The following is a 19366-nucleotide window of genomic DNA, read 5'->3' as shown; positions in this document are numbered from 1 at the left end:
GGTCGTCCACGGTGCCTAGGGCTCGATCGCGACGCCGAGCTCCTCGCGCAGCGCGTGGTAGGCGTCCGAGACCGTGAACGAGAGGAGATCGCCGATCTTCTCCTCCGCCGTCAGCACCCCGGGCGCGTCCCCGCGCGAGAGCGACGACGCCGCGATCGAGAGATCGCCGGTGAGCAGGTAACCGACCCGGGCAGCGCAACGCTCGACCGAGCCCACCCAGTGGGCGAGATCGAGGGGCGCGCGGATCTCGTAGAGCTCGGAGACCGAGGCCTCCAGCGCGCCGCGCTCGTCCGCCGTCGCGTGCTCGCGGAGCAGCGGCAGCAGCGAGAGCACGGCGCCCTCGAGCTCGGGAGGGACGGCCTCCTTGGGCCGCACCAGCTTGACGGCCGCGGCCACGCAGACGCCGAGCTCCTCGAGCGACGGGAAATGGAGGATCAGCCGGTGCGGGCTGACGTGGTACGCGACGTGGCTGCCCACGAGGAACGCGAGCTCGACGGCCGTCCGCCCGCGGAGCGCCTCGCCGCCGACGAGGACGCTCGGCTCCTCGACCGTCACGGCGGCGACCGCGATCGGCGCGTCCTTGCGGAGGTAGACCGCCGGCGCGGTGATCCCGAGGCACCGGCTCGCCCACGAGAACAGGCGCACCACGCCCGCCGCGTTCCGCTCGGCGTCCGCGCGCGCGCTCGGATCCGGCCGAGGGAGCCCCTTCTCTCGCGCGCGCTGGGCGAGCCGGGCGCGGATCGCCGCGTCGGCGACCGACGCGAGCACCGCCTCGAGCGCGCGATCGCGATCGGCCGCGCGCAGGAGCTCCCACGCGCCGGCGCTCAGCGCGCGCGCCGGCTGGACGACGCCCGCCGGCCGGTGCTCCTCGAAGACGAAGCGCTCGCGCGCCTCGGCCGCGCCGAGGTACATGGCCACGCTCGCGGCGGCCCAGGCCTGGTCGGGGCGCCGGAGCTTCTGGAACGTATCGAACAGCTCGTGGAACGCCTGGACGTTGCCCGGATCGAGCACCGCCGCGGCCTGGAGGTGCGCGGCGGCGCGCTCGAACCGCCCCGCGCTCCGCGCGAGCGACGCCGCGTTGAGCCGCCCCGGGACGTCGTCCGGTCGCTCGGCCACGGCGCCCTCGAACGCCTCCAGCGCGGAGCTCGGATCCTCGAGGTGGTCGCGGAAGAGCAGGCCGAGGCGGCGGCACACCTCCCAGGTCACGTCGCTCCGCGCCTGCGGATCGGCGATGCGCTGCGCCCGGTCCAGCATGCGCCGGTACGCGAGCTCGAGCTCGCCCCACTCCTGCCGAGCGGCCAGGAGGATCGCCAGGAGCGCGAGCGCTTCGAGCAGGGTGGGATCGGCGTCCAGCGCGCGCTCGAGCAGGTCGATGCCGGCCTGCTCCCGGGTGATCTCGCTCAGGGTCGCGCGCGCCTCGCCCTGCATCGCCGCGCGCGCGAGCTCCAGCAGCGCGCGCGCCCGCTGCTCCGGGTCCTCCACGAGCTCGGCGAGGCGGCGGCGCACCTCGAACGCCGCGTCGACGTCGCCCGCCGCCTCGCACAGCCGCTCCAGGCTGCGCAGGACCGCGGGCTCGTCGGGGCGGAGCTCCCGCGCCCGCTCCAGGAGCTCCCGCGCCCGCGCCGGATCCCCGGCGACACTCTCCCAGCGCTCGGCGGCCTGGACGAGGAGCGCGAGCCGGTCGGCGTCGCTCTCGAGGCGCGCGAGGAGCCGCTCCTCCGCGGTGCGCAGCGCGGCGAAGTCGCGCTCGGCGAGGCTCAGCTCGACGAGCGCCTCGAGCGAGGGCCGGTGCTCGGGCGCGAGCGAGAGCGCCCTCTCGAAGCTCGCGATCGCCTCGCGGCGCCTCTCCTGGCGCCACCGGACGTACCCGATGCGCTGGTGCACCTCCGCGCGCCCCTCGCGTTGCGCGGCCCCCACCAGCGCGAGCGCCTTCTTGTACGCCGTGAGCGCTCCCTCGAGGTCGCTCGCGGCGGCCAGCGCATCGCCGGCCGCGAGGTACTGCGCGACCGGATCGTCCGGCGCGGGCGGGGGCGTGGTGGCAACGTCCACGTCGACCGCGGCCCCGAGCGGCGGCGCCGCGATCTCGTCCGGCGGGACAGCCTCGGGCGGCGGGGCCGCGTCGAGGGCGCCGTCGCCGCGCGGGAGGAGCACCGAGATGGCGTCGCTCCCGCGCACCCGCGCGAAGCACGGGATCGCGTCGGCCAGCGCCGGGCTCTCCGCCACGCGGCGAAAGATCGCCTCCGCGGTGAGGCCGCGCTCCGGATCGGCCTCGTCGAGGTGCTCGACGAACGCGCGGGTGAACACCGACGGCAGGTCGTCGCCGAACGACCCGAGCGGGTGGGCCGCCACGAGGAGCTCGATCCCCGTGGCCGGGGACGTCACGGCCCGCTCCGCGGCGGCGACCACGGCGCTCGAGGTCACCTCGGGCGCGTGATGGCACTCGATGACGAAGAGCACCGCGCCGCGGGCGCGATCGCCGAACACGGCGGCGACGTCGCCCAGCGCGTCGCCCACGCCGGGGTTCTCCGGGTCGAGGCAGAGGAAGAGCTCCCCGGAGGGCGAGAGCGCGACCGTGCTGGAGGCGTAGAACAGGAGCAGGGCGGACGCCTCTTCGCGCGCGGCCTCGTCCGCGTCGACCAGGGTCTTCCTCGTCGCCGTGAGCTCGTCGAACAGCGCGTCGAGCTGCTCCGCGAGATCCCGGGCGGGATCGACGTCGACGACCCGGAAGCCCGCGTCGTCGAGCGAGAGGCGAGCCCGGACGAGGTCACCGTCCAGCGAGCCGGGCGCAGGCCTCTGATCACGATGCAAGCCGGGCGTGGCGACGATCGCCAGGCGCATCAGATCGCCCTCTCCTCGTTGCGCGCGCGCATGTAGGTGAGCAATCTATCAGGGCCGCGCCCGAAGCGAAGCAAGTTGCCGCCCTGCGCGCGCCTCCGCTGCGTAAGGTTCCGGGTGCGAGACATCACCTCGGGAGAGGATACCCATGAGCGAAGGCAAGGGGCGCCAGTGGACGGAAGCGCCCGGCGGCGAGAGAGAGACCCCGGCAGCGCGGCCTGGAGGCGCCACGAGGGCACGCGCGGCGTCGATCGCGCTCGCGGTCGCCCTGGCGTCCGGATGCGGCACGGTATGCGACGAGGCGGCCGAGCACATCGACGAGTGCGGCTACCACGGCGGCGGCGCCTCCAGCGAGGCGTCGTGCGCAGGCGCCAGCCGGTGCGCCTCGGCGTGCGCCGCGGAGGCGCCGTGCGGCGCGTTCGACGGCACGGACCCGGCCGCGTTCGATAAGTACATGCGGTGCCTCGACGCATGCTGAGGCCGCGCGGAGCTCGGCGCGCGGCGCGGCGGCGCTCAGCAGACGGCGCGGACGAGCGCCGCGCCGTCCGGCGGCCGCTCGTCGTCCGGGCCGAGGCACCGCAGCGCGAGCTCCTTCCAGGGCGAGAGCCCCTCGCTCCCGAGCGGCGCGAGGCGAACGAGGACGTCCTCGAGCACGCGGCCGTAGCCGTAGACGTCGTCCCGCGGGTCGCTCGGGCGCCCGCCGAGCCGCTCGGGTGAGACATAGCCCGGGCTGCCGCCGGCGGACGGCGCGCCGCGGGGCCTGGCGAGGCCGAAATCGCTGAGCACGGGCTCGCCGAGCTGGCGCAGGAGCACGTTGCCCGGCTTGACGTCGGCGTGGACGTAGCCGCGATCGTGGATGCGGGCGAGGGCGCGCGCCAGCGGCCGCGCCCACCGCCCGATGGGCGCGAGCGCCGCGGCGTCGCCGGCTCGGAGCACGTCCCGCAGCGAGCCGCGCGCGACCCACTCCAGCGCGATCCACCCCTCGTCCGGGTCCGCGTCGAACACCCGCACCACGCCGGGCCCCTCGAGCGCCACGGCGAGGCGCGCCTCGCGGGTGAGGTGCGCCCGGTCCCCCCCCCGCCCGTGGTAGACCTTGAACCCGACGCGCCGGCCGAGCACCTCGTCCTCGGCCTCGTAGACGGCGCCGGAGCCGCCGCGCGCCACCTCGCGCAGCAGGCGAAACGGGGTCTTGCCGGCCGAGGGCGCGACGATCGTCACATCCTCGACGCGGGCCGCGGCCGGCCGCTCCGCGCCGAGCGCCGCCCGCCAGCGCCGGTGGCGCTCGCGCGCGCCGGGCGCGCCGATCTCGCGGACCAGCACCCGCTCGATCGCGCCGAGCGCCCGCGGGAGCTGCCCCATCGAGGCGTAGAGGTCGGCCGCGAGGACGAGCCCCTCGGTCGAGGACACCGGCTGCGCGCGCGCGGCGCCGGCGCGCTCGCGCGGCACGCCGCCTTCGAGCACGCCGAGCGCGCCCTGCTCGTCCCCCCGGGCCGCGAGGAGGTCGGCGCACGCCACCCGGATCGGATCCGGGAGCAGCCGCTCGTCCATCGCCGCGACGAGGTGCGCGACGGCCTCGGCCTCCCGCGGCGTCCCGCGCGCCCGCCGGAGGATCGCGATCACCTCGTCCGTCGACGGTCCGTCCTTCGCCCCCGCGCCCCGCAGGCGCGCGACGTCGTCGCCGGCCTCGCGCGCCGCGGGCTGACCGCGCGGGCGCGCGGGCCCCTGCCCCGGCGGCCGCGCCGGCGCTGCGCCGGGCGGCGCGTCGCCGCCCCGCGGCGCACCGCCCTCGGCCTTCTCGCCGCCGAGCCGCTCCTTGAGCCGCTGCCACAGGCTCACGCCGGCCCGCCCTCCGCGCGGCCCCCGTCCCTCCGGGGCGCCGGAGCGTCTCCCGCGGCCCTCACCCGGAAGACCGCCGTCCCCCCGCGCGCCGCGGCGATCGCGTCGCCGGCGCAGAGCTCGACGGCCGGGGCGAGCTGGTAGTCGCCAAGGAACGGCGGCGGCGCCCCGGGCGGCGTGCTCAGCACGACGAACGCCGAGGCGCCCGCCCGATCGAGGCGGAGCCGCCACGGCCCGACCGGCAGATCGCCGAGCGGCGCCGCGAAGCGCTCGCCCGCGACCTCCACGACGCAGCCCTGCCCGTCCGCGGGCGCGATCGCGCACGGCACCTCCCCGCCGAGGAGGAGCTCGACGCCGCGGCCCACGGGCAGCGGCGCCGTGAGCCGCGCGCCCGCGAGGGTCGTGCCGTTCCGCGTCCCGAGATCCTCGACCTCTACGCCCGACGGGCCGCGCCGGATCCCGAGGTGCGTCCTGCTGACGGCGCGGGACGCGACGACGATCGTCGCCTCGCCGCGGCCGATCGTGACCTCGTCGCCGAGCGCGCAGCGCAGGAGGGCGCCGCCGAGCTCCAGGGCGACGACCGGGCCCGCGAGGAGCCGCGCGCGGATGGCGCGCAGCGCGTCCGCCACCTGCTCGCAGTCGCGCCGCTCCCCCAGCCACGCCTCGGCCACGGAGATCGCCTCGCGGCGCTCCGCCATCCGATCCAGGTCCGCGATCCGCCGCAGCACGGCGGCGAGCTCGCGCTGGCTCCGCTCGACGCTCATCGAGACGCGGAGGCGCTCCTCGAGCCGGTCGATCGCGCCCGCCGCCGCCAGCACGCGCGCCTCCGCCTCGACGTCGCCGACGAGCGCGTACGCGTCCGCCGCGCGCTCGAGCTCGCCCGCCTCCTCGAGATCGCGCGCGACGGCCAGCACCTCGCTGCGCATCGCGCTCGCGCCCCGCGCGCGGACCAGGTCGAGCGCGAGCAGCGCCTTGCGCCCGAGCGCCGCGCGCCGGAGCTCGGGGCTCTCCGCGGTGCGGGACGCCGACGCGCAGAAGGCGATGCGCTTCTCGACGCTCCGCTCGGCGTCCGCGCGGAGGAGGAGCACCCGGGCCGCGTCGTCCGGCATCCCGGCCTCGATGTACAGCTCGACCGCCCCCGCGAGATCGCCGGCGAGCTCCCTCGCCTCGGCCGCCCTGCGTCGGCTGTCCCCCCGCTTGAGCCCGAACCACTCAAAGAGACTCACGCCGCGCCGCCCTCGCCATCCGACATCCTACCCTTGATGCGCGCCCGCCCCAACCGCCAGCGTTGACTCCCCTCCTCCCCACCCGCAGGATTTGCGGCCTCGATGTCGACCACGAACCGCCTCGGCGAACTGCTCGTCCGCGAAAAGCTCATCAGCCTCCAGCAGCTCAGGCAAGCCCAGGAAGAGCAGCGCAAGACAGGACAGAACCTCGGCTACGCGCTCGCCAAGCTCGGGTACATCTCCGACGGCGAGATCACGACCTTCCTCTCGACGCAGTACCGCGTCCCGGCCGTCGCCCTCGACGAGTACGAGATCGACGCCGAGATCTCGCGCCTCGTCTCGCGGGAGGTCTGCGAGAAGCACAAGATCATCCCGATCTCCCGGTCCGGGACGGCGCTCGTCGTGGCGATGGCCGATCCGACGAACCTCCACGCGATCGACGACATCAAGTTCCTCACCGGGTTCAACGTCGAGCCGGTCGTCGCGTCCGAGACGGGCATCCTGGAGGCGATCGATCGGGCCTACAACGTCGGCGCCTCGTACGAGGAGATGCTGAGCGAGTTCGCCGAGGAGGAGGTCGGCTTCCAGGTCGAGGGCGACGACGTGAACGTCCTCGAGCTGGAGAAGGCCGCCGAGGGCGCGCCCGTGGTCCGGCTCGTCAACGCGATCCTCCTGAACGCGATCAAGAAGGGGGCGAGCGACATCCACGTCGAGCCGTACGAGAAGAAGCTCCGGGTGCGCTACCGCATCGACGGCGTGCTGATGGACGAGATGCAGCCGCCCATCAAGCTGAAGAACGCGATCGCGAGCCGCCTCAAGATCATGAGCTCGCTCGACATCGCCGAGCGGAGGCTCCCGCAGGACGGCCGCATCAAGCTGAAGATGGGCAAGGGCCGGGAGATGGACTTCCGTGTCTCCGTGCTCCCGACGATCTGGGGGGAGAAGATCGTCCTCCGCCTGCTCGACAAGTCGAACCTCCAGCTCGACATGGTGAAGCTCGGCTTCGATCCGAAGCCGCTCGCGGACTTCAAGTGGGCCATCAACCAGCCGTGGGGCATGGTCCTCGTCACCGGCCCGACCGGCTCCGGCAAGACGACGACGCTCTACTCGGCGCTCTCGGAGCTCAACCAGGTCGGCTCGAACATCAGCACCGCCGAGGATCCCGTCGAGTACAACCTGCACGGGATCAACCAGGTGCAGATGCACGACGAGATCGGCCTGAACTTCGCGATGGCGCTGCGCTCGTTCCTCCGGCAGGACCCGGACATCATCATGGTCGGCGAGATCCGCGACTTCGAGACGGCCGAGATCGCCGTGAAGGCGGCGCTCACGGGGCACCTCGTGCTGTCGACGCTGCACACGAACGACGCGCCGTCGACGATCTCGCGCCTCCTCAACATGGGCGTCGAGCCGTTCCTCATCACCGCCAGCGTGAACCTCGTGCTCGCCCAGCGCCTCGCGCGCAAGATCTGCGCCGACTGCCGCGTCCCGCTGCGCGTGGAGCCGAGGGTGCTCCTCGACTTCGGCTTCACCGAGCAGCAGGTGGCGCGCGCGGAGCTCGTGCGCGGCGCGGGCTGCAAGTCGTGCAACGGCTCGGGCTACAGGGGCCGCGTCGCGCTCTACGAGGTCATGCGCTTCAACGACTCGCTGAAGGAGATGGTCCTGCAGGGCGCGTCCACGGCCGAGCTCAAGGCCGCCGCCATCAAGGGCGGGATGCTGACGCTCCGGATGAGCGGCATCGAGAAGGTGCTCGCGGGGATCACCACGACCGAGGAGGTCGGCCGCGTGACGATGGGAGACTGAGCGCATGACCACCGAGATCGTCGGACAGCAGGAGGGCCTCCGGTACACGCTCCAGCAGCTCCTCCGCGCCATGGTGGAGAAGGGCGCGAGCGACATGCACATCACGAGCGGCACGCCGCCGCTCCTGCGCATCGACGGCACCGTGGTGCCGCTCAAGCTGCCGCCGCTCATGCCGAGCGACACGAGGCAGCTCTGCTACTCGGTGCTGAGCCAGGAGCAGGTGGCGGCGTTCGAGCAGCGCAACGAGCTCGATCTGTCGTTCGGCATGAAGGGGCTCGCCCGCTTCCGCGCGAACATCTACATGCAGCGCGGCGCCGTGGCGGCCGCCTTCCGGCAGATCCCCTTCCGGATCATGAACTTCGACGAGCTCGGCCTGCCGCCGGTCGTGCTCGACATCACCTCCAAGCCGCGGGGCCTCGTGCTGGTGACCGGCCCGACCGGCTCGGGCAAGACGACGACGCTCGCGAGCATCATCGACAAGATCAACTCCGAGCAGCGGCTCCACATCCTCACCATCGAGGACCCGATCGAGTACCTGCACCCGCACAAGCTCTCGCTGGTGAACCAGCGCGAGATCGGGTCCGACACCGCGTCGTTCAAGGACGCGCTCCGCTACGCCCTGCGCCAGGATCCGGACGTCGTGCTGGTGGGCGAGATGCGCGATCTCGAGACCGTCGAGGCCGCGCTGACGATCGCCGAGACGGGGCACCTCGTGTTCGCCACGCTCCACACGAACTCGGCGATCTCGAGCATCAACCGGATCATCGACGTCTTCCCGCCGCACCAGCAGTCGCAGGTGCGCCAGCAGCTCTCGTTCACGCTCGTCGCCGTGATGACGCAGCTGCTCCTGCCGCGCGCGAACGGGCCGGGGCGCGTCATGGCGATGGAGGTCATGATCCCGAACGCCGCGATCCGGAACCTCATCCGCGAGGACAAGCTCCACCAGATCTACTCGCAGATGCAGATGGGCCAGGCCGGCAGCGGGATGCAGACGATGGCCCAGTCGCTCGCCTCGCTCTACCAGCGCCGGATGATCACGCTCGAGGAGGCGTTCGCCGCCGCGGCCGACCCCGACGAGCTCCGCGCGATGCTCGAGCCGCGCGCGGCCATGAGCTCGCGGAGCAACCTCGCGAAGCAGCCCTGAGCAGGGCCTGCCCTTCGGTTCACCCTGCACGCTCGACGCGCCCCGCGGCTCACCGCGCAGCGGGGCGAGGCGCCCGCGGCGCGCCCCCTCCCGGATCCGGAAAAACCAAGCGAATTCGCGTCTCTCGACGGTGGCCCCCACACTTTTTTGACATCTACCCAACCGTTCAGTAGGTTCCGCGTCGATGCAGGGGCTCACCGAGCGACAACAGCAGGTGCTTCACTATATCCGGCAGTCGATCAGCGAGCGCGGGTACCCGCCGACGCTGCGCGAGATCGGCGCGCATATGGGGATCCGCTCGACGAACGGGGTGAACGACCACCTCCGGGCGCTCGAGCGCAAGGGCTACCTCACGCGCGAGGACATGAAGTCCCGCGCCCTCCGCCCGCGTGACCTCGACGGCGAGGGCGCGGGCGGCGGCGACCCGCTCCGCAGCGCGCTCGTGGGGGGCGGCGGCGACGCCCCGGCGAACGACCAGGAGGACGATCTCGTCGAGATCGCGGTCGTCGGCCGGATCGCCGCGGGCCTGCCGATCCTCGCCGAGGAGCACGTCCTCGATACCGTCCGGATCGAGCGGACCCTCGTCCGCGGCGGCCGCGAGGTGTTCGGCCTGCGCGTCACGGGCGACTCGATGATCGAGGCGGGGATCTTCAGCGGCGACTACATCTTCGTCCGCAGGCAGCTCACCGCGCAGCGGGGCGACATCGTGGTGGCGCTGATCGGCGACGAGGCGACCGTGAAGTACTTCTTCCCCGAGAAGGACTACGTGCGGTTCCAGCCGGCGAACGCGGCGATGGCCCCGATCCTGGTCCGGGCGAGCGACTTCAAGCCGGCGATGCTCCTCGGCGTGGTCGTCGGCGTGTACCGGAAGCTCTAACCGACCTCCCCATTCCCCGAGCTGGTTGACGCGCGCCGAGCGCACTTGGTAGCGTCGCCACGACCGGACGGACGGCCTAGTGGGGCCTGCTCCAGAAAGAACGCGATCGTGACGACGCACGGGCGGCGATTCGGGACATTGGTTTCAGGCGTGGGCCTGGTGCTCGCGGCGGCTCTGACGAGCGGCTGCGGCGGCACCATCTACGCGTTCACGGCGAACTCGGCCTCGAGCAAGCTCGAGACAGCGGAGGCGCTCGGCGCAGAGAAGTATGCGCCGTACGAGTACTACACCGCGCGAGAGCACCTCTGGAAGGCTCGGGAGGAGGCCGCCGCCGCCGACTACGGCGACGCGATCGACTTCGCCGACGTCGCGGAGGAGTACGCGGACAAGGCGATCAACCTGGCGAAGCAGGCGCACGAGGGCGCGGGTCGATGAGCATTCGGAGGACGCGCCGCGCATCACGTGGCCGCCGCGCGGATCGCGCTGGCGTCGTTGCTGTCATGGTGTTCGCGGGCTCCGTCGCCTCGTGCGCGCAGGTGCCGGTCATGCGCGGCGAGATCGAGGGGCTGACGAGCATCGCGGCGCAGGCCGAGCGCAACGGGGCGCTGCGCTGCGCGCCGCGCGAGCTGGCGATGGCGAAGTCGCACCTCACGTTCGCGTCGGTCGAGCTCGATCAGGGCTTCTTCGCGCGCGCCAAGGAGCACCTCGACATCGCGAAGGCGAACACCCACGCCGCCTACGATCTCTCGCCGCCGCAGAAGTGCGCCGAGCGCGGGTTCATCGAGGACGAGCCGCCGCCCAAGCCCAAGCCCGGCGACTGCGACGGCGACGGCCTGCTCGATCCGCAGGATCCGAAGTGCCCGTGCGACGCCGAGAACTACAACGGCTTCCAGGACGACGACGGCTGCCCGGACGACCCGGACACCGACGGCGACGGGATCACGGACTCGAAGGACAGCTGCGTGCTGATCCCCGAGGACAAGGACGGCTACCTCGACGACGACGGCTGCCCCGATCTCGACAACGATCTCGACACGATCCCCGACGTGTCCGACAAGGACACCACCGGCCAGAGCTGCGCGAACGAGCCGGAGGATCCGGACGGCTACGAGGACGCCGACGGCTGCCCCGAGCCGGACAACGACAAGGACACGGTGGTCGATCTCGAGGACCAGTGCCCGAACGAGCCGGGCGTGGTCGGCGGGGACAAGCCGGGCTGCCCGAAGAAGCCGAGCCTTGTCATCGTCACCGAGAAGGAGATCAAGATCACGCAGCAGATCCACTTCGAGTTCGACAAGGACAAGATCCGGCCGGAGAGCTTCCCGATCCTCAACGCCGTGGTGGAGGTCCTGCAGGCGCACCCGAAGATCAAGATCGAGATCCAGGGGCATACCGACAACAGGGGCTCCGCGGCGTACAACAAGAAGCTGTCCGATCGGCGCGCGGCCGCGGTGAAGAAGTACCTCGTGGCCAAGGGGATCGACGAGAGCCGGCTGACGTCGAAGGGGTACGGGATGGAGGTGCCGATCGTGCCCAACACGTCCGATCAGAACCGCGCGCTGAACCGGCGCGTGCAGTTCGTCCGCACGGAGAGCGCGCAGTAGTCACGCCGCCGGCGAGGTGCACGCCCGGCGTGCTGGTGCGCGGCTCTCGACGCCACACTCCCGGAGCCGGTGGCGGCTCCGCTCCTGATAGCAAGAGCCCGTCCCCAGCCCTTCCTGGAGATCTGAACCCGTGTTGTTTCGTCGTTCACGCCGCGCTCGTCTCGCGTTCGCTCTGACCTCGACGTTCGTCCTCGGCGCGCCGGCGGTGGCCAGCGCCGCCGGTGAGAGGGACGCGGAGGCGATGAAGATGCACGACCAGGCGATGGACGAGGACTACCTCTCCGTCGAGTTCGACAAGGCGGAGCGGAGGCTGAAAGGCGCCCTGAGGCGGTGCGCGAGGAACGCCTGCTCCAGGCCGGTCATCGGCAAGCTGCACATCGCGCTCGGGACGGTCTACGGCGGCGGCGGCAAGCTCGACCAGGCCAGGGCGGAGTTCGTGCGCGCGCTCCGGGCCGACCCGAAGGCGGCGCTCATCGACGCGCTGACGACCACCGAGCTGGCGCAGGCGTTCAAGGAGGCCCAGAAGGAGGTCGGGGCCGGCGGGAGGCCTGGCGCGGACGAGGGGGGCGAGGACGACGGGAGCTCGGCCGCCGCGGGCGGCATCGAGCACACGCCGGTGGCCGAGCAGGCGGTGAACACGCCGGTGCCGGTCTATGTCGAGCTCCCGGAGGAGATCGGCGCGTCCAAGGCGACGCTCCGGTACAAGCCGTTCGGCGCGCAGAAGTGGAAATCGCTGGACATGGAGCGCATCGGGAGCGGCTTCGGGGCCGAGATCCCGTGCGAGGATGTCACCACGACCGGGGACGTCCGGTACTACGTGATCGTGCAGGACGAGGCGGGTGACCCGGTGGGCACCGCCGGCTCCCTCAAGGCGCCCCACCGGGTGCCGATCAAGAACGAGATCGAGCAGGAGCCCTCGTTGCCTGGCCGGGAGCCTCCGACGCGTTGCGTCGCCAAGGAGGATTGCCCGCCGGGGCTGCCGGGCTGCCCCGCGGACGGTGAGCGAGGCGACGCGGGGCTGGGCGAGAGCTGCGAGGAGACCGTCGAGTGCGCGTCGGGGCTCGTATGCCTGGATGGGACGTGCGAGCAGGGGAGCGGAGGCGGCAAGGGCGCGGCGAGCAAGGGTGGTCGCAATGTGATCGGCGTCTGGGGGCAGCTCGACGTGCTCCTGATCCGCAGCACCGATTACGTCTGCTCGGGCAGCGATCCCGCGTACGCCTGCTTCTATCCGAACAGCGGTGGCAAGCAGTTTTACGGGGAGCCGGCGCATATCCCCGACACGAACGGGATCACGGGTGGCCTCGGTCTCGCCGGGGCGCGCGCGATGGTGTCGTACGACCGGCAGCTCTTCTCGAGCGTGCCGCTGCTCGCGGGGGTGCGGCTCGGGTACGCCTTCGGCGGGTCGCCGTCGTCCAGCGACCCCCCGACGTCGTGGGAGGATCGACAGAACCCCCATCTCCAGGCGAAAGACTTTTTGCCGTTCCACGGGGAGCTGCGCTTCACGTATTTCTTCCTGGGGGATCGGATCGTCGAGAAGGGCGGCCTCCGCCCGTACCTGTTCCTGTCGCCCATCGGCCTGGCCCAGGTCAACGCGTCGGTGGCGGTGGACGTGTGTGATAACCGCACGGAGGACGGCTTGTCGTACATCGGAAGCGGCAGAGACCGGTGCGCGCAGAACACTCGCTTCGTGGAGAACCTCGACGCTTATCAGATCACCGGGTTGAACTTCTCGGGGCTCGGCGCGGGCATGACCTACGGCATCACCGACCATGTGGGCGTTGCCGCCGAGCTGAAGGCGATGCTGATGTGGCCAACGCTCGGCCTTGTCTTTGCGCCGACGATCGGGCCCGTGTTCGCCTTCTAGGCCCCCTCGGACGAACATCGCGAGCAATCCACCCCCGGGACGCTCGTCCCTGGTTGCAAGCTCTTCCCTGGTTGCGTGGGGCTCGGATGGGGCTCCTGCCGCGCGATGGGTCGTGCCGGCCTGCCCGGCCCGCAGAGATGCGGTCCCCTGCCCAGCGCGGCCCCCTCTCTCCTGGGCCCCTGCCGAAGACACGGAGCCAGGAGCGAAGTCAGGGAACCATGTACTCCATCCAGGGCAATGCCCCAAGCTCTGCGTTTTCGGCGCGCAGCCGCACTCAAGCACACCCAATCGCCCCGCCCCCCACCCCCGCGGTGCACAGCCCACAGCGCGGCGGGCACCCGCACAGGAGACGGGCCCAGATCGGCGTTTTCGGCGCGCAGGCGTACTCACGTACGCCGAGCACCGAAAACGTCGAGATGGGCCCGTCTCCGAAGCGGGTGCCCGCCGCGCTAGAGGTCGAAGGGTTCGGCGCCGAGCAGCTGGTGGAGCGCGTAGAGCGCGCCGGCATCGTGATGCTCGAAGCGGATGCCCGCGCGGGCCGGCCGCCCCGCTGCGCCCCGGCGAATCCAGGCAATCCGGCCGCGAAGGCTCAGCGGATCCCACAGGTTCGGGGTGGTGACCTCCAGCGTCACCGGCGCCTCGGGCTCGAGGAGCTCCGACGCGAGCTGGGCCTCGGACAGCTCGATGCCGGCGCCGCCCAGACCCAGATCGCGGATGCGGACGCCGTGCTCCTCGATCGACTGCCGATCGCGCAGCGTCGCCCCGAGATCGACGCGGCGCCTCGCATGAGCGCGAAAGTGGTCCCGGACAGCCATCCCGGCGCATTCTCCAGTCGGCGCGAACATATCACGAGACCCGCGCGCGCATGCTCGCATCACCGAGGCCTGCTGCGCGGGCGCGAGCACGCGCGCGAACAGCATGCTCGCCCGGCGAAGCTCATGGCCGCGTTCGGTGAAACGACCGTCACGTGTTAGCCTTTGGGCTTCGCGGCGAACCTTGGGTAACATGCGGACCACATCCGCAGGAGCGAGTCGCGAAGTAGCCGGAGTTCTACCCTGATGGCCCAGGACACACGCAAAGATCCGCGAGCGAGAGTGCTGCAAATGACCGTCCGCTACAAGAGCGCCACGGTCGACGAGTTCATCGAGCACCACTCGCATGACGTGAGCCGGGGCGGCATCTTCATCAAGACGCCGTCGCCGTTCCCCGCTGGCACGCTGCTCAAGTTCGAGATCCGGCTGCAGGATGAGCAGACCGTCATCGCCGGCGTCGGCCGCGTCGTGTGGAAGCGCGAGCCCGCGCAGGCGAGCGACGCGCAGCCGTCCGGCATGGGCGTCAAATTCATCAAGATCGACGAGAAGTCCAAGGCCGTCATCTCCCGGCTCGTCGACGCACAGCAAGGCGCCGGCTCCGCGTTCGAGGCCGGGATCACCGATCGCTCCGACCTGGGCGACGAGGCGCAGGACGGCGCGACCGCGCCGCAGCAGGCCGAGCCGGCGGCGCCCAAGGCTGCGGCGCAGGTGCGGCGGGCGTCGACGATGCTCGGGCTCGGCGCGATCGGCGCGAGCCCCAAGGCCGACGCGGCCGCGGGCCAGGGCGACTCGATGAAGAAGGCCGATCCGGCGGAGGCCGGCAGCTTCTTCCCGAAGACGAACCCCGAGAAAGAGATGCCGCCGCCCGACGAGCGGACGATGATGAAGCAGGCCGCCGAGCTGCTGAAGCAGGCGCTCGCGGAGGCCGGCGGCTCGCTGGACGAGATCGGCGCGTCGAAGGAGCCGCTCATCCCCACCCCGCCGAAGAGGCCGGAGGCGGCCGCGAGGCCGAAGGAGGAGCCGGCGGCCATGCCTCTGGCCGAGCCCGCGGCCGCGCCGGTCGCGGCGGTCGCGCAGCAGGCGAGCGAGCGGCAGGACCTGGACGAGGCGCCGGCCGCCCCCGAGGCGAGGCCCGTGAAGGCCGCCGCGGCCAGGAAGCTGGTCGAGGAGGCGGCGCCCAGGGCGCCGGCCGAGGAGCAGCCCGAAAGGCCGTCGCGCCAGGAAGCGAAGGTCGCTGAGGACCGCTCCAGGCCGAAGCCTGCGGCGGCCGGGCCGACGGAGGCGAAGGCGGCCGCGGGGGTCGCCGCGAAGTCCGGGATCAAGCCCGCGCACGCGCAGGAACAGGAAGAGGAGAGCAGCGGCACCGGGAGGCTGCTCACCATCCTGCTGGTCGCGGCGGCGCTCTGCGGCGGGCTCTGGCTCTTCTTCGGGCAGAGCGACCCCCAGCCGACCGCGCCCGCGACCCCCGAGCAGCCCGAGGTGAAGCCCGCGGCCACGCCGGAGGAGAAGCCGCAGGGCGTCGTGCCTGCGGCGACGGACACGTCGGCCCCCACCGAGCCGGAAGCCCCCGCGGCGGGCGCCGGGGCTTCCGCGGCGCCCAACGCAAGCGCCGCGCCCGTCGAGGCCCCCAAGGCGACGGCCGAGCCCGCAGCGCCCAAGGCGACGGCCGAGCCGGCCGCTCCCGAGGCGACGGCCGAGCCCGCAGCGCCCAAGGCGACGGCCGAGCCGGCCGCTCCCGAGGCGACGGCCCAGCCCGCGGCTCCCAAGCCGACGGCAGCGCCCAGGCCGAGGCCGCGGCCGCGGCCGCGGCCGGCCCCGCCGAAGTCGGACGATCCCTACGGTTGATCGGTACGCCGTGGGGTACGCGCGGGAAAGGCAGCTGCGATGAGCGGCTCGGGAAGTCAGGCCGGGGAATCCGGGCGGAACCGCCCGAAGACGGCCGCCACCCTGGCGGCGCTGGGCCTCGTGGCGGCAACGGGCCTCATCTGCGGCGCGGTGGCGCTCCGCAACCCAGCGACCGTGGTGGCGCGTGAGCACCGCCGTGGCGTGGCGCCGACGGCCGCCGCGGTCGCCGGGACCGGCAGCGCCCGCGGCGACGACGCACCGGACCCCGAGCCTCGGGCCACGACCGCCGAGCCCGAGGCTCCGCCTGCCAGGACGGAGCCCGCCCGCGCCCAGGCCACGGAGCTCGAGAACGCCGAGGCCGCGGGGATCGCCGCGCTCCGCGCGCTCGTGGAGCGGTATCCCGAGGACCCTCCCGTCGTGAGGGCGCTCGCGCTCGCGCAGGGGCGCGAGAAGGCGTTCGCCGACGCGCTGAGCACGACGAAGCGGCTGTTCGAGATCGCCCCCGAGGAGACCGGGAACGACCAGGTCGAGCAGCTGATCCTGAGGATCGCCAACGGCCCCCCCGACGTCGCGCTCACCGCGCTCGACCTGATGGCCAAGCACATGGGGAGCCGCGGTCCGGACCTGCTCTACGAGGTGGTGACCGGGGCGAGGTTCGGCGACTATCCCAGGGATCACGCGAGCAGGCTGCTGCACGAGAGCAGCGTGCGGCAGCTCGCGTCGCCCGCGCTGATCATCGCGGACGACCTGCGACGGCTCAGCGGGTGCCCCACCAAGGCGCAGCTCGCCACGGCGCGCCGGGAAGGCGACGTCCGCGCGCTCCATTACGTCAAGCACTGGCTCACCCCGCACCGCTGCGCGACGAACCGGAGGCGCACCTGCATCAAGTGCGGCTCCCTTCACAAGGATCTGCGCGCCGCCGCCAGCGCCATCGAGAAGCGCAGGAACGAGAAGGCCGCCGCCGCCGCCTCGGCGTCCGCGCCCGCCGCGCCCTGACGCGCGCTCGCGCTGCCTCAGCGCGGCGAAGGCACCACATCGCCGGCGCCGCGCCTTTCTCCGGCGGCGCCGCGCCTTGACGAGCGCCAGCCTCACACCACCGCGCACCGACCTCGCCGACGAGCTCTCTCCAAGCACGGCGCCGGTCGACCTTCGACCGCCGTCTTCGTGCGTGGACCACGGTGCCCGCCTGCAACATCGACGCAGCAGGCTGCCAAATGGCAACGTCTCTACGGTCGGAAAGGGGGCTCGATGCGTCGAGCCCAGCTCGTTGCATTCGATCCGGGGTGGGCGCAGCAGGACTTGAACCTGCGACTTCGTCCGTGTGAAGGACGCACTCTACCGCTGAGTTATGCGCCCGATGCCGGCCGGCTCATCGCCCGGCCGTCTCGGAAGACGTGGCGCTTTTAACCCAGACATCGCGATTCGACAAGAACAACTCGACATCGATGTCGAAATTCTTCGTCGCCTCCGGGCAAGACCGGCAAAACGGGCGTGGGGAGCCCGCCGGTACCGTCGAGACAGCCCGGGTGCCGGGCGCTACGGCGACGGCGGCGTGGCGCCCCCCACCTGGACCGCGGGCTTCTGCTCGTCCTGCTTGATCGAGTAGCGCACGAGCGCGCGGAGCACGTCATTGCGCTGCACGTTGCCGAGGAGGCTCTTCATGTCCTCGTAGATCGACGGATCGACCAGGAGCGCGCCGAGGGTCCCCTTCCCCGCCCGCATGTCGCGCACGATCGCCCGCAAATCGCCCGTCATCGCCGTCACGTTCGCGAGCGCCTCGGCGCCGTCGCCCTCGCCGCCGTAGAGCGCGTCGTGCGCGAGGCTGTCGCTCTCGCGGATCCCTCGCAGCGTCACGGCGAGCTCGTCGGCTGCGTTGCCGAACTGCTGGATCTGCTTCTGCGGGCCGTCGCCGTAGATGACGTCGTGCGCGAACCCAGGCCCCTCCTTGACGCGCGTGACGACCCCCCGCACCTCGCGCAGCGTGCTCGCGAGCTCCGTGCTCATGCGGTCGATGCTCTGCACGGCGCGCGAGATGCGCTCGGCCTCCTCGGGATCGGTCAGGAAGCGGCGCGGGTAGCCCTCGCCATCGGTCACCTGCTTCATCAGCGAGTTCACCGAGGCGACGGTCTCGTGGAGATCCTTGTGCAGCTTCTCGTCGGCGAAGCTCTGCGAGACCTTCTGGATGTTGTCGAGCGTCGCCTCGGCCTTCTCGGCCATGCCGCTCACCTTCCCCATCATGTCCGTCGGCACGTCGCCCGGGATATGGCCGCCCGGCGGCACCGACTCCGCGCTCTGTCCCTTCGTGATCTCCAGCATCTTGTCGCCGAGCAGGCCCTTGTTCGCGATCTGGGCCATGCTGTCGGTCCTGATCCGGCCCGCCTCGCTCTCGACGACCTCGAGCTTCACGTAGATCCTGGTGTCCTTCGGATCCGGGCCGTAGCCGACCTGGGCGACGTGCCCGATGTCGATGCCGCCCATGCGGACGGGCGCGCCCGGCTTCAGCCCCTGGACATCGACGAAATTCGTCGTGAACTCGACCGAGGAGTCGAAGAGCCGCCGCTCGTCGCCGATCAGAAAAATGACGAGGGCGGAGAGGAGGAGCCCCGCCAGCACGAAGAGTCCGACCTTGAGATCGCGCGCTCTGCCCATGCGGGAGGGCATCTTGCGCGATCTTGGCGGGGCCGTCACGCGCCGAGAAGCGTCTGGACGTCTTCGTTCACCGGGGCGGTCCCGGTAATGAAATTGGCGACATGCGGATCTTTGGAGGCCCGGAACTCGTCCGGCGTACCCGTGGCGATGACCTCGCCGCGGTAGATCATCGCCATCCGATCCGAGATCGAGAACGCGCTCTTCATGTCGTGCGTGACCACGATGCTCGTGACGTTGAGGGCCGACTTGAGCCCCTTGATGAGGTGGTTGATGCGCTCGGTGTTGATCGGATCGAGGCCGGTCGTCGGCTCGTCGTAGAGCAGCACCTCGGGCTGCACGGCGATGGCGCGGGCGAGGCCGACGCGCTTCTTCATGCCGCCGGACAGGTCGCCCGGGCGCATCAGCTCGATGCCCGGCAGGCCGACGAGCGACAGCGCCCAGTTCACGCGCTCGGCGATCTGCGCCTCGGTCATCTGCTTGCGGTAGTGCTCATGCAAGCCGTAAGCCACGTTCTCGCCGACCGAGATCGAGTCGAACAGCGCGCCCCCCTGGAAGAGCATCGCGATGCGCTGGCGCACCACGCCGATGCGCACCTCGCTCATCGTCGTGATCTCGTCGCCGTGGAACGTGATGGAGCCGCCGTCCGCGTCGAGCAAGCGGATGAGCAGCTTGAGCATCACGCTCTTGCCGACGCCCGAGCCGCCCATGATCGTCAGCGTCTCGCCCGGGTACACCTCGAGGTTCAGGTCGCGGTAGATGACCTTCGGGCCAAAGGCCTTGCGCACATGCGAGAACCGGATCAGCGGCTCAGCCACGCACGAACGCTAGCACGCCCGTCCGGGCGGTGGAGCGGCGCTCTGGGGGCTCACCG

15 protein-coding genes and 1 tRNA gene are annotated in these 19366 nt (G+C 72.0%); 9 read left to right on the top strand and 7 right to left on the bottom strand.

What is annotated here, in order from left to right:
- Positions 1-15 precede the first annotated feature (15 nt).
- Positions 16-2838 (bottom strand): tetratricopeptide repeat protein, encoded by a 2823-nt coding sequence (locus WMF31_RS16020; protein ID WP_436602775.1) that lies wholly within the window; start codon positions 2836-2838, stop codon positions 16-18.
- A gap of 145 nt (positions 2839-2983) precedes the next feature.
- Here WMF31_RS16020 and WMF31_RS16015 point away from each other — a divergent pair, with 145 nt between their 5' ends.
- Complete coding sequence (locus WMF31_RS16015; RefSeq protein ID WP_436602774.1) at positions 2984-3313, top strand: hypothetical protein; 330 nt, start codon at positions 2984-2986, stop codon at positions 3311-3313.
- A gap of 35 nt (positions 3314-3348) precedes the next feature.
- Here the strand turns inward: WMF31_RS16015 and WMF31_RS16010 are convergent, their stop codons facing one another.
- Positions 3349-4671, bottom strand: a complete 1323-nt coding sequence (locus tag WMF31_RS16010) for a serine/threonine-protein kinase (RefSeq protein WP_436602773.1) — start codon at positions 4669-4671, stop codon at positions 3349-3351.
- Positions 4668-5897: an FHA domain-containing protein gene (locus WMF31_RS16005; RefSeq protein ID WP_436602772.1), complete on the bottom strand. Its 1230-nt coding sequence runs from the start codon at positions 5895-5897 to the stop codon at positions 4668-4670. Before WMF31_RS16005 ends, WMF31_RS16010 begins: the two co-directional genes overlap by 4 nt.
- A 102-nt stretch (positions 5898-5999) precedes the next feature.
- Here WMF31_RS16005 and pilB point away from each other — a divergent pair, with 102 nt between their 5' ends.
- The 6 genes from pilB to WMF31_RS15975 all read left to right on the top strand — a co-directional run bounded on the left by pilB (position 6000) and on the right by WMF31_RS15975 (position 13189).
- Entirely contained in the window at positions 6000-7700 is a 1701-nt protein-coding gene (gene pilB / locus WMF31_RS16000; protein WP_436602771.1) for a type IV-A pilus assembly ATPase PilB, read from the top strand.
- Positions 7701-7704: 4 nt separating this feature from the next.
- Entirely contained in the window at positions 7705-8844 is a 1140-nt protein-coding gene (locus WMF31_RS15995; RefSeq protein ID WP_436602770.1) for a type IV pilus twitching motility protein PilT, read from the top strand.
- 184 nt (positions 8845-9028) lie between these two features.
- Positions 9029-9721 carry a transcriptional repressor LexA gene (gene lexA, locus WMF31_RS15990; RefSeq protein WP_129349027.1) on the top strand — a complete coding sequence of 231 codons (693 nt, stop codon included), beginning with the start codon at positions 9029-9031 and terminating at the stop codon, positions 9719-9721.
- A 150-nt stretch (positions 9722-9871) separates the two neighbouring features.
- On the top strand, positions 9872-10156 hold the full coding sequence (locus WMF31_RS15985) for a DUF4398 domain-containing protein (protein WP_436602769.1): 285 nt from the start codon (positions 9872-9874) through the stop codon (positions 10154-10156).
- 65 nt (positions 10157-10221) lie between these two features.
- A complete protein-coding gene (locus WMF31_RS15980) occupies positions 10222-11325 on the top strand; it encodes an OmpA family protein (RefSeq protein ID WP_436602768.1) in 1104 nt (367 codons plus the stop codon).
- A 241-nt stretch (positions 11326-11566) separates the two neighbouring features.
- Complete coding sequence (locus WMF31_RS15975; RefSeq protein WP_436602767.1) at positions 11567-13189, top strand: hypothetical protein; 1623 nt, start codon at positions 11567-11569, stop codon at positions 13187-13189.
- 449 nt (positions 13190-13638) lie between these two features.
- Here the strand turns inward: WMF31_RS15975 and WMF31_RS15970 are convergent, their stop codons facing one another.
- On the bottom strand, positions 13639-14004 hold the full coding sequence (locus WMF31_RS15970; RefSeq protein WP_436602766.1) for a PilZ domain-containing protein: 366 nt from the start codon (positions 14002-14004) through the stop codon (positions 13639-13641).
- Positions 14005-14247: 243 nt separating this feature from the next.
- Here WMF31_RS15970 and WMF31_RS15965 point away from each other — a divergent pair, with 243 nt between their 5' ends.
- Positions 14248-15846: a TIGR02266 family protein gene (locus tag WMF31_RS15965; RefSeq protein WP_436602765.1), complete on the top strand. Its 1599-nt coding sequence runs from the start codon at positions 14248-14250 to the stop codon at positions 15844-15846.
- A gap of 39 nt (positions 15847-15885) precedes the next feature.
- Positions 15886-16842: a hypothetical protein gene (locus WMF31_RS15960; RefSeq protein WP_436602764.1), complete on the top strand. Its 957-nt coding sequence runs from the start codon at positions 15886-15888 to the stop codon at positions 16840-16842.
- Between the two features lie 288 nt (positions 16843-17130).
- Here the strand turns inward: WMF31_RS15960 and WMF31_RS15955 are convergent.
- From WMF31_RS15955 to WMF31_RS15945, 3 genes are all read right to left on the bottom strand, one after another.
- Positions 17131-17202: transfer RNA gene (locus WMF31_RS15955), tRNA-Val, on the bottom strand.
- Positions 17203-17382: 180 nt separating this feature from the next.
- Entirely contained in the window at positions 17383-18495 is a 1113-nt protein-coding gene (locus WMF31_RS15950) for an MlaD family protein (RefSeq protein ID WP_436602763.1), read from the bottom strand.
- A 35-nt stretch (positions 18496-18530) separates the two neighbouring features.
- Positions 18531-19310, bottom strand: a complete 780-nt coding sequence (locus WMF31_RS15945; protein WP_436602762.1) for an ABC transporter ATP-binding protein — start codon at positions 19308-19310, stop codon at positions 18531-18533.
- Positions 19311-19366: the final 56 nt, after the last annotated feature.

This window comes from Sorangium sp. So ce1036 (assembly GCF_051369805.1).
GTDB classification, from domain to species: Bacteria; Myxococcota_A; Polyangia; order Polyangiales; family Polyangiaceae; genus Sorangium; species Sorangium cellulosum_F.
This window is presented reverse-complemented; position numbering and strand designations above follow the sequence as displayed.

Excerpts from the sequence above, each read along its gene's own strand:
- WMF31_RS15960 (WP_436602764.1), top strand. The coding sequence starts at position 15,886 with ATGAGCGGCTCGGGAAGTCAGGCCGGGGAATCCGGGCGGAACCGCCCG.
- WMF31_RS15950 (WP_436602763.1), bottom strand. The coding sequence starts at position 18,495 with ATGGGCAGAGCGCGCGATCTCAAGGTCGGACTCTTCGTGCTGGCGGGG.
- WMF31_RS16015 (WP_436602774.1), top strand. The coding sequence starts at position 2,984 with ATGAGCGAAGGCAAGGGGCGCCAGTGGACGGAAGCGCCCGGCGGCGAG.
- lexA (WP_129349027.1), top strand. The coding sequence starts at position 9,029 with ATGCAGGGGCTCACCGAGCGACAACAGCAGGTGCTTCACTATATCCGG.
- WMF31_RS15965 (WP_436602765.1), top strand. The coding sequence starts at position 14,248 with ATGGCCCAGGACACACGCAAAGATCCGCGAGCGAGAGTGCTGCAAATG.
- WMF31_RS15970 (WP_436602766.1), bottom strand. The coding sequence starts at position 14,004 with ATGGCTGTCCGGGACCACTTTCGCGCTCATGCGAGGCGCCGCGTCGAT.
- WMF31_RS15980 (WP_436602768.1), top strand. The coding sequence starts at position 10,222 with ATGGTGTTCGCGGGCTCCGTCGCCTCGTGCGCGCAGGTGCCGGTCATG.
- pilB (WP_436602771.1), top strand. The coding sequence starts at position 6,000 with ATGTCGACCACGAACCGCCTCGGCGAACTGCTCGTCCGCGAAAAGCTC.
- WMF31_RS15995 (WP_436602770.1), top strand. The coding sequence starts at position 7,705 with ATGACCACCGAGATCGTCGGACAGCAGGAGGGCCTCCGGTACACGCTC.
- WMF31_RS16020 (WP_436602775.1), bottom strand. The coding sequence starts at position 2,838 with ATGCGCCTGGCGATCGTCGCCACGCCCGGCTTGCATCGTGATCAGAGG.
- WMF31_RS15975 (WP_436602767.1), top strand. The coding sequence starts at position 11,567 with ATGAAGATGCACGACCAGGCGATGGACGAGGACTACCTCTCCGTCGAG.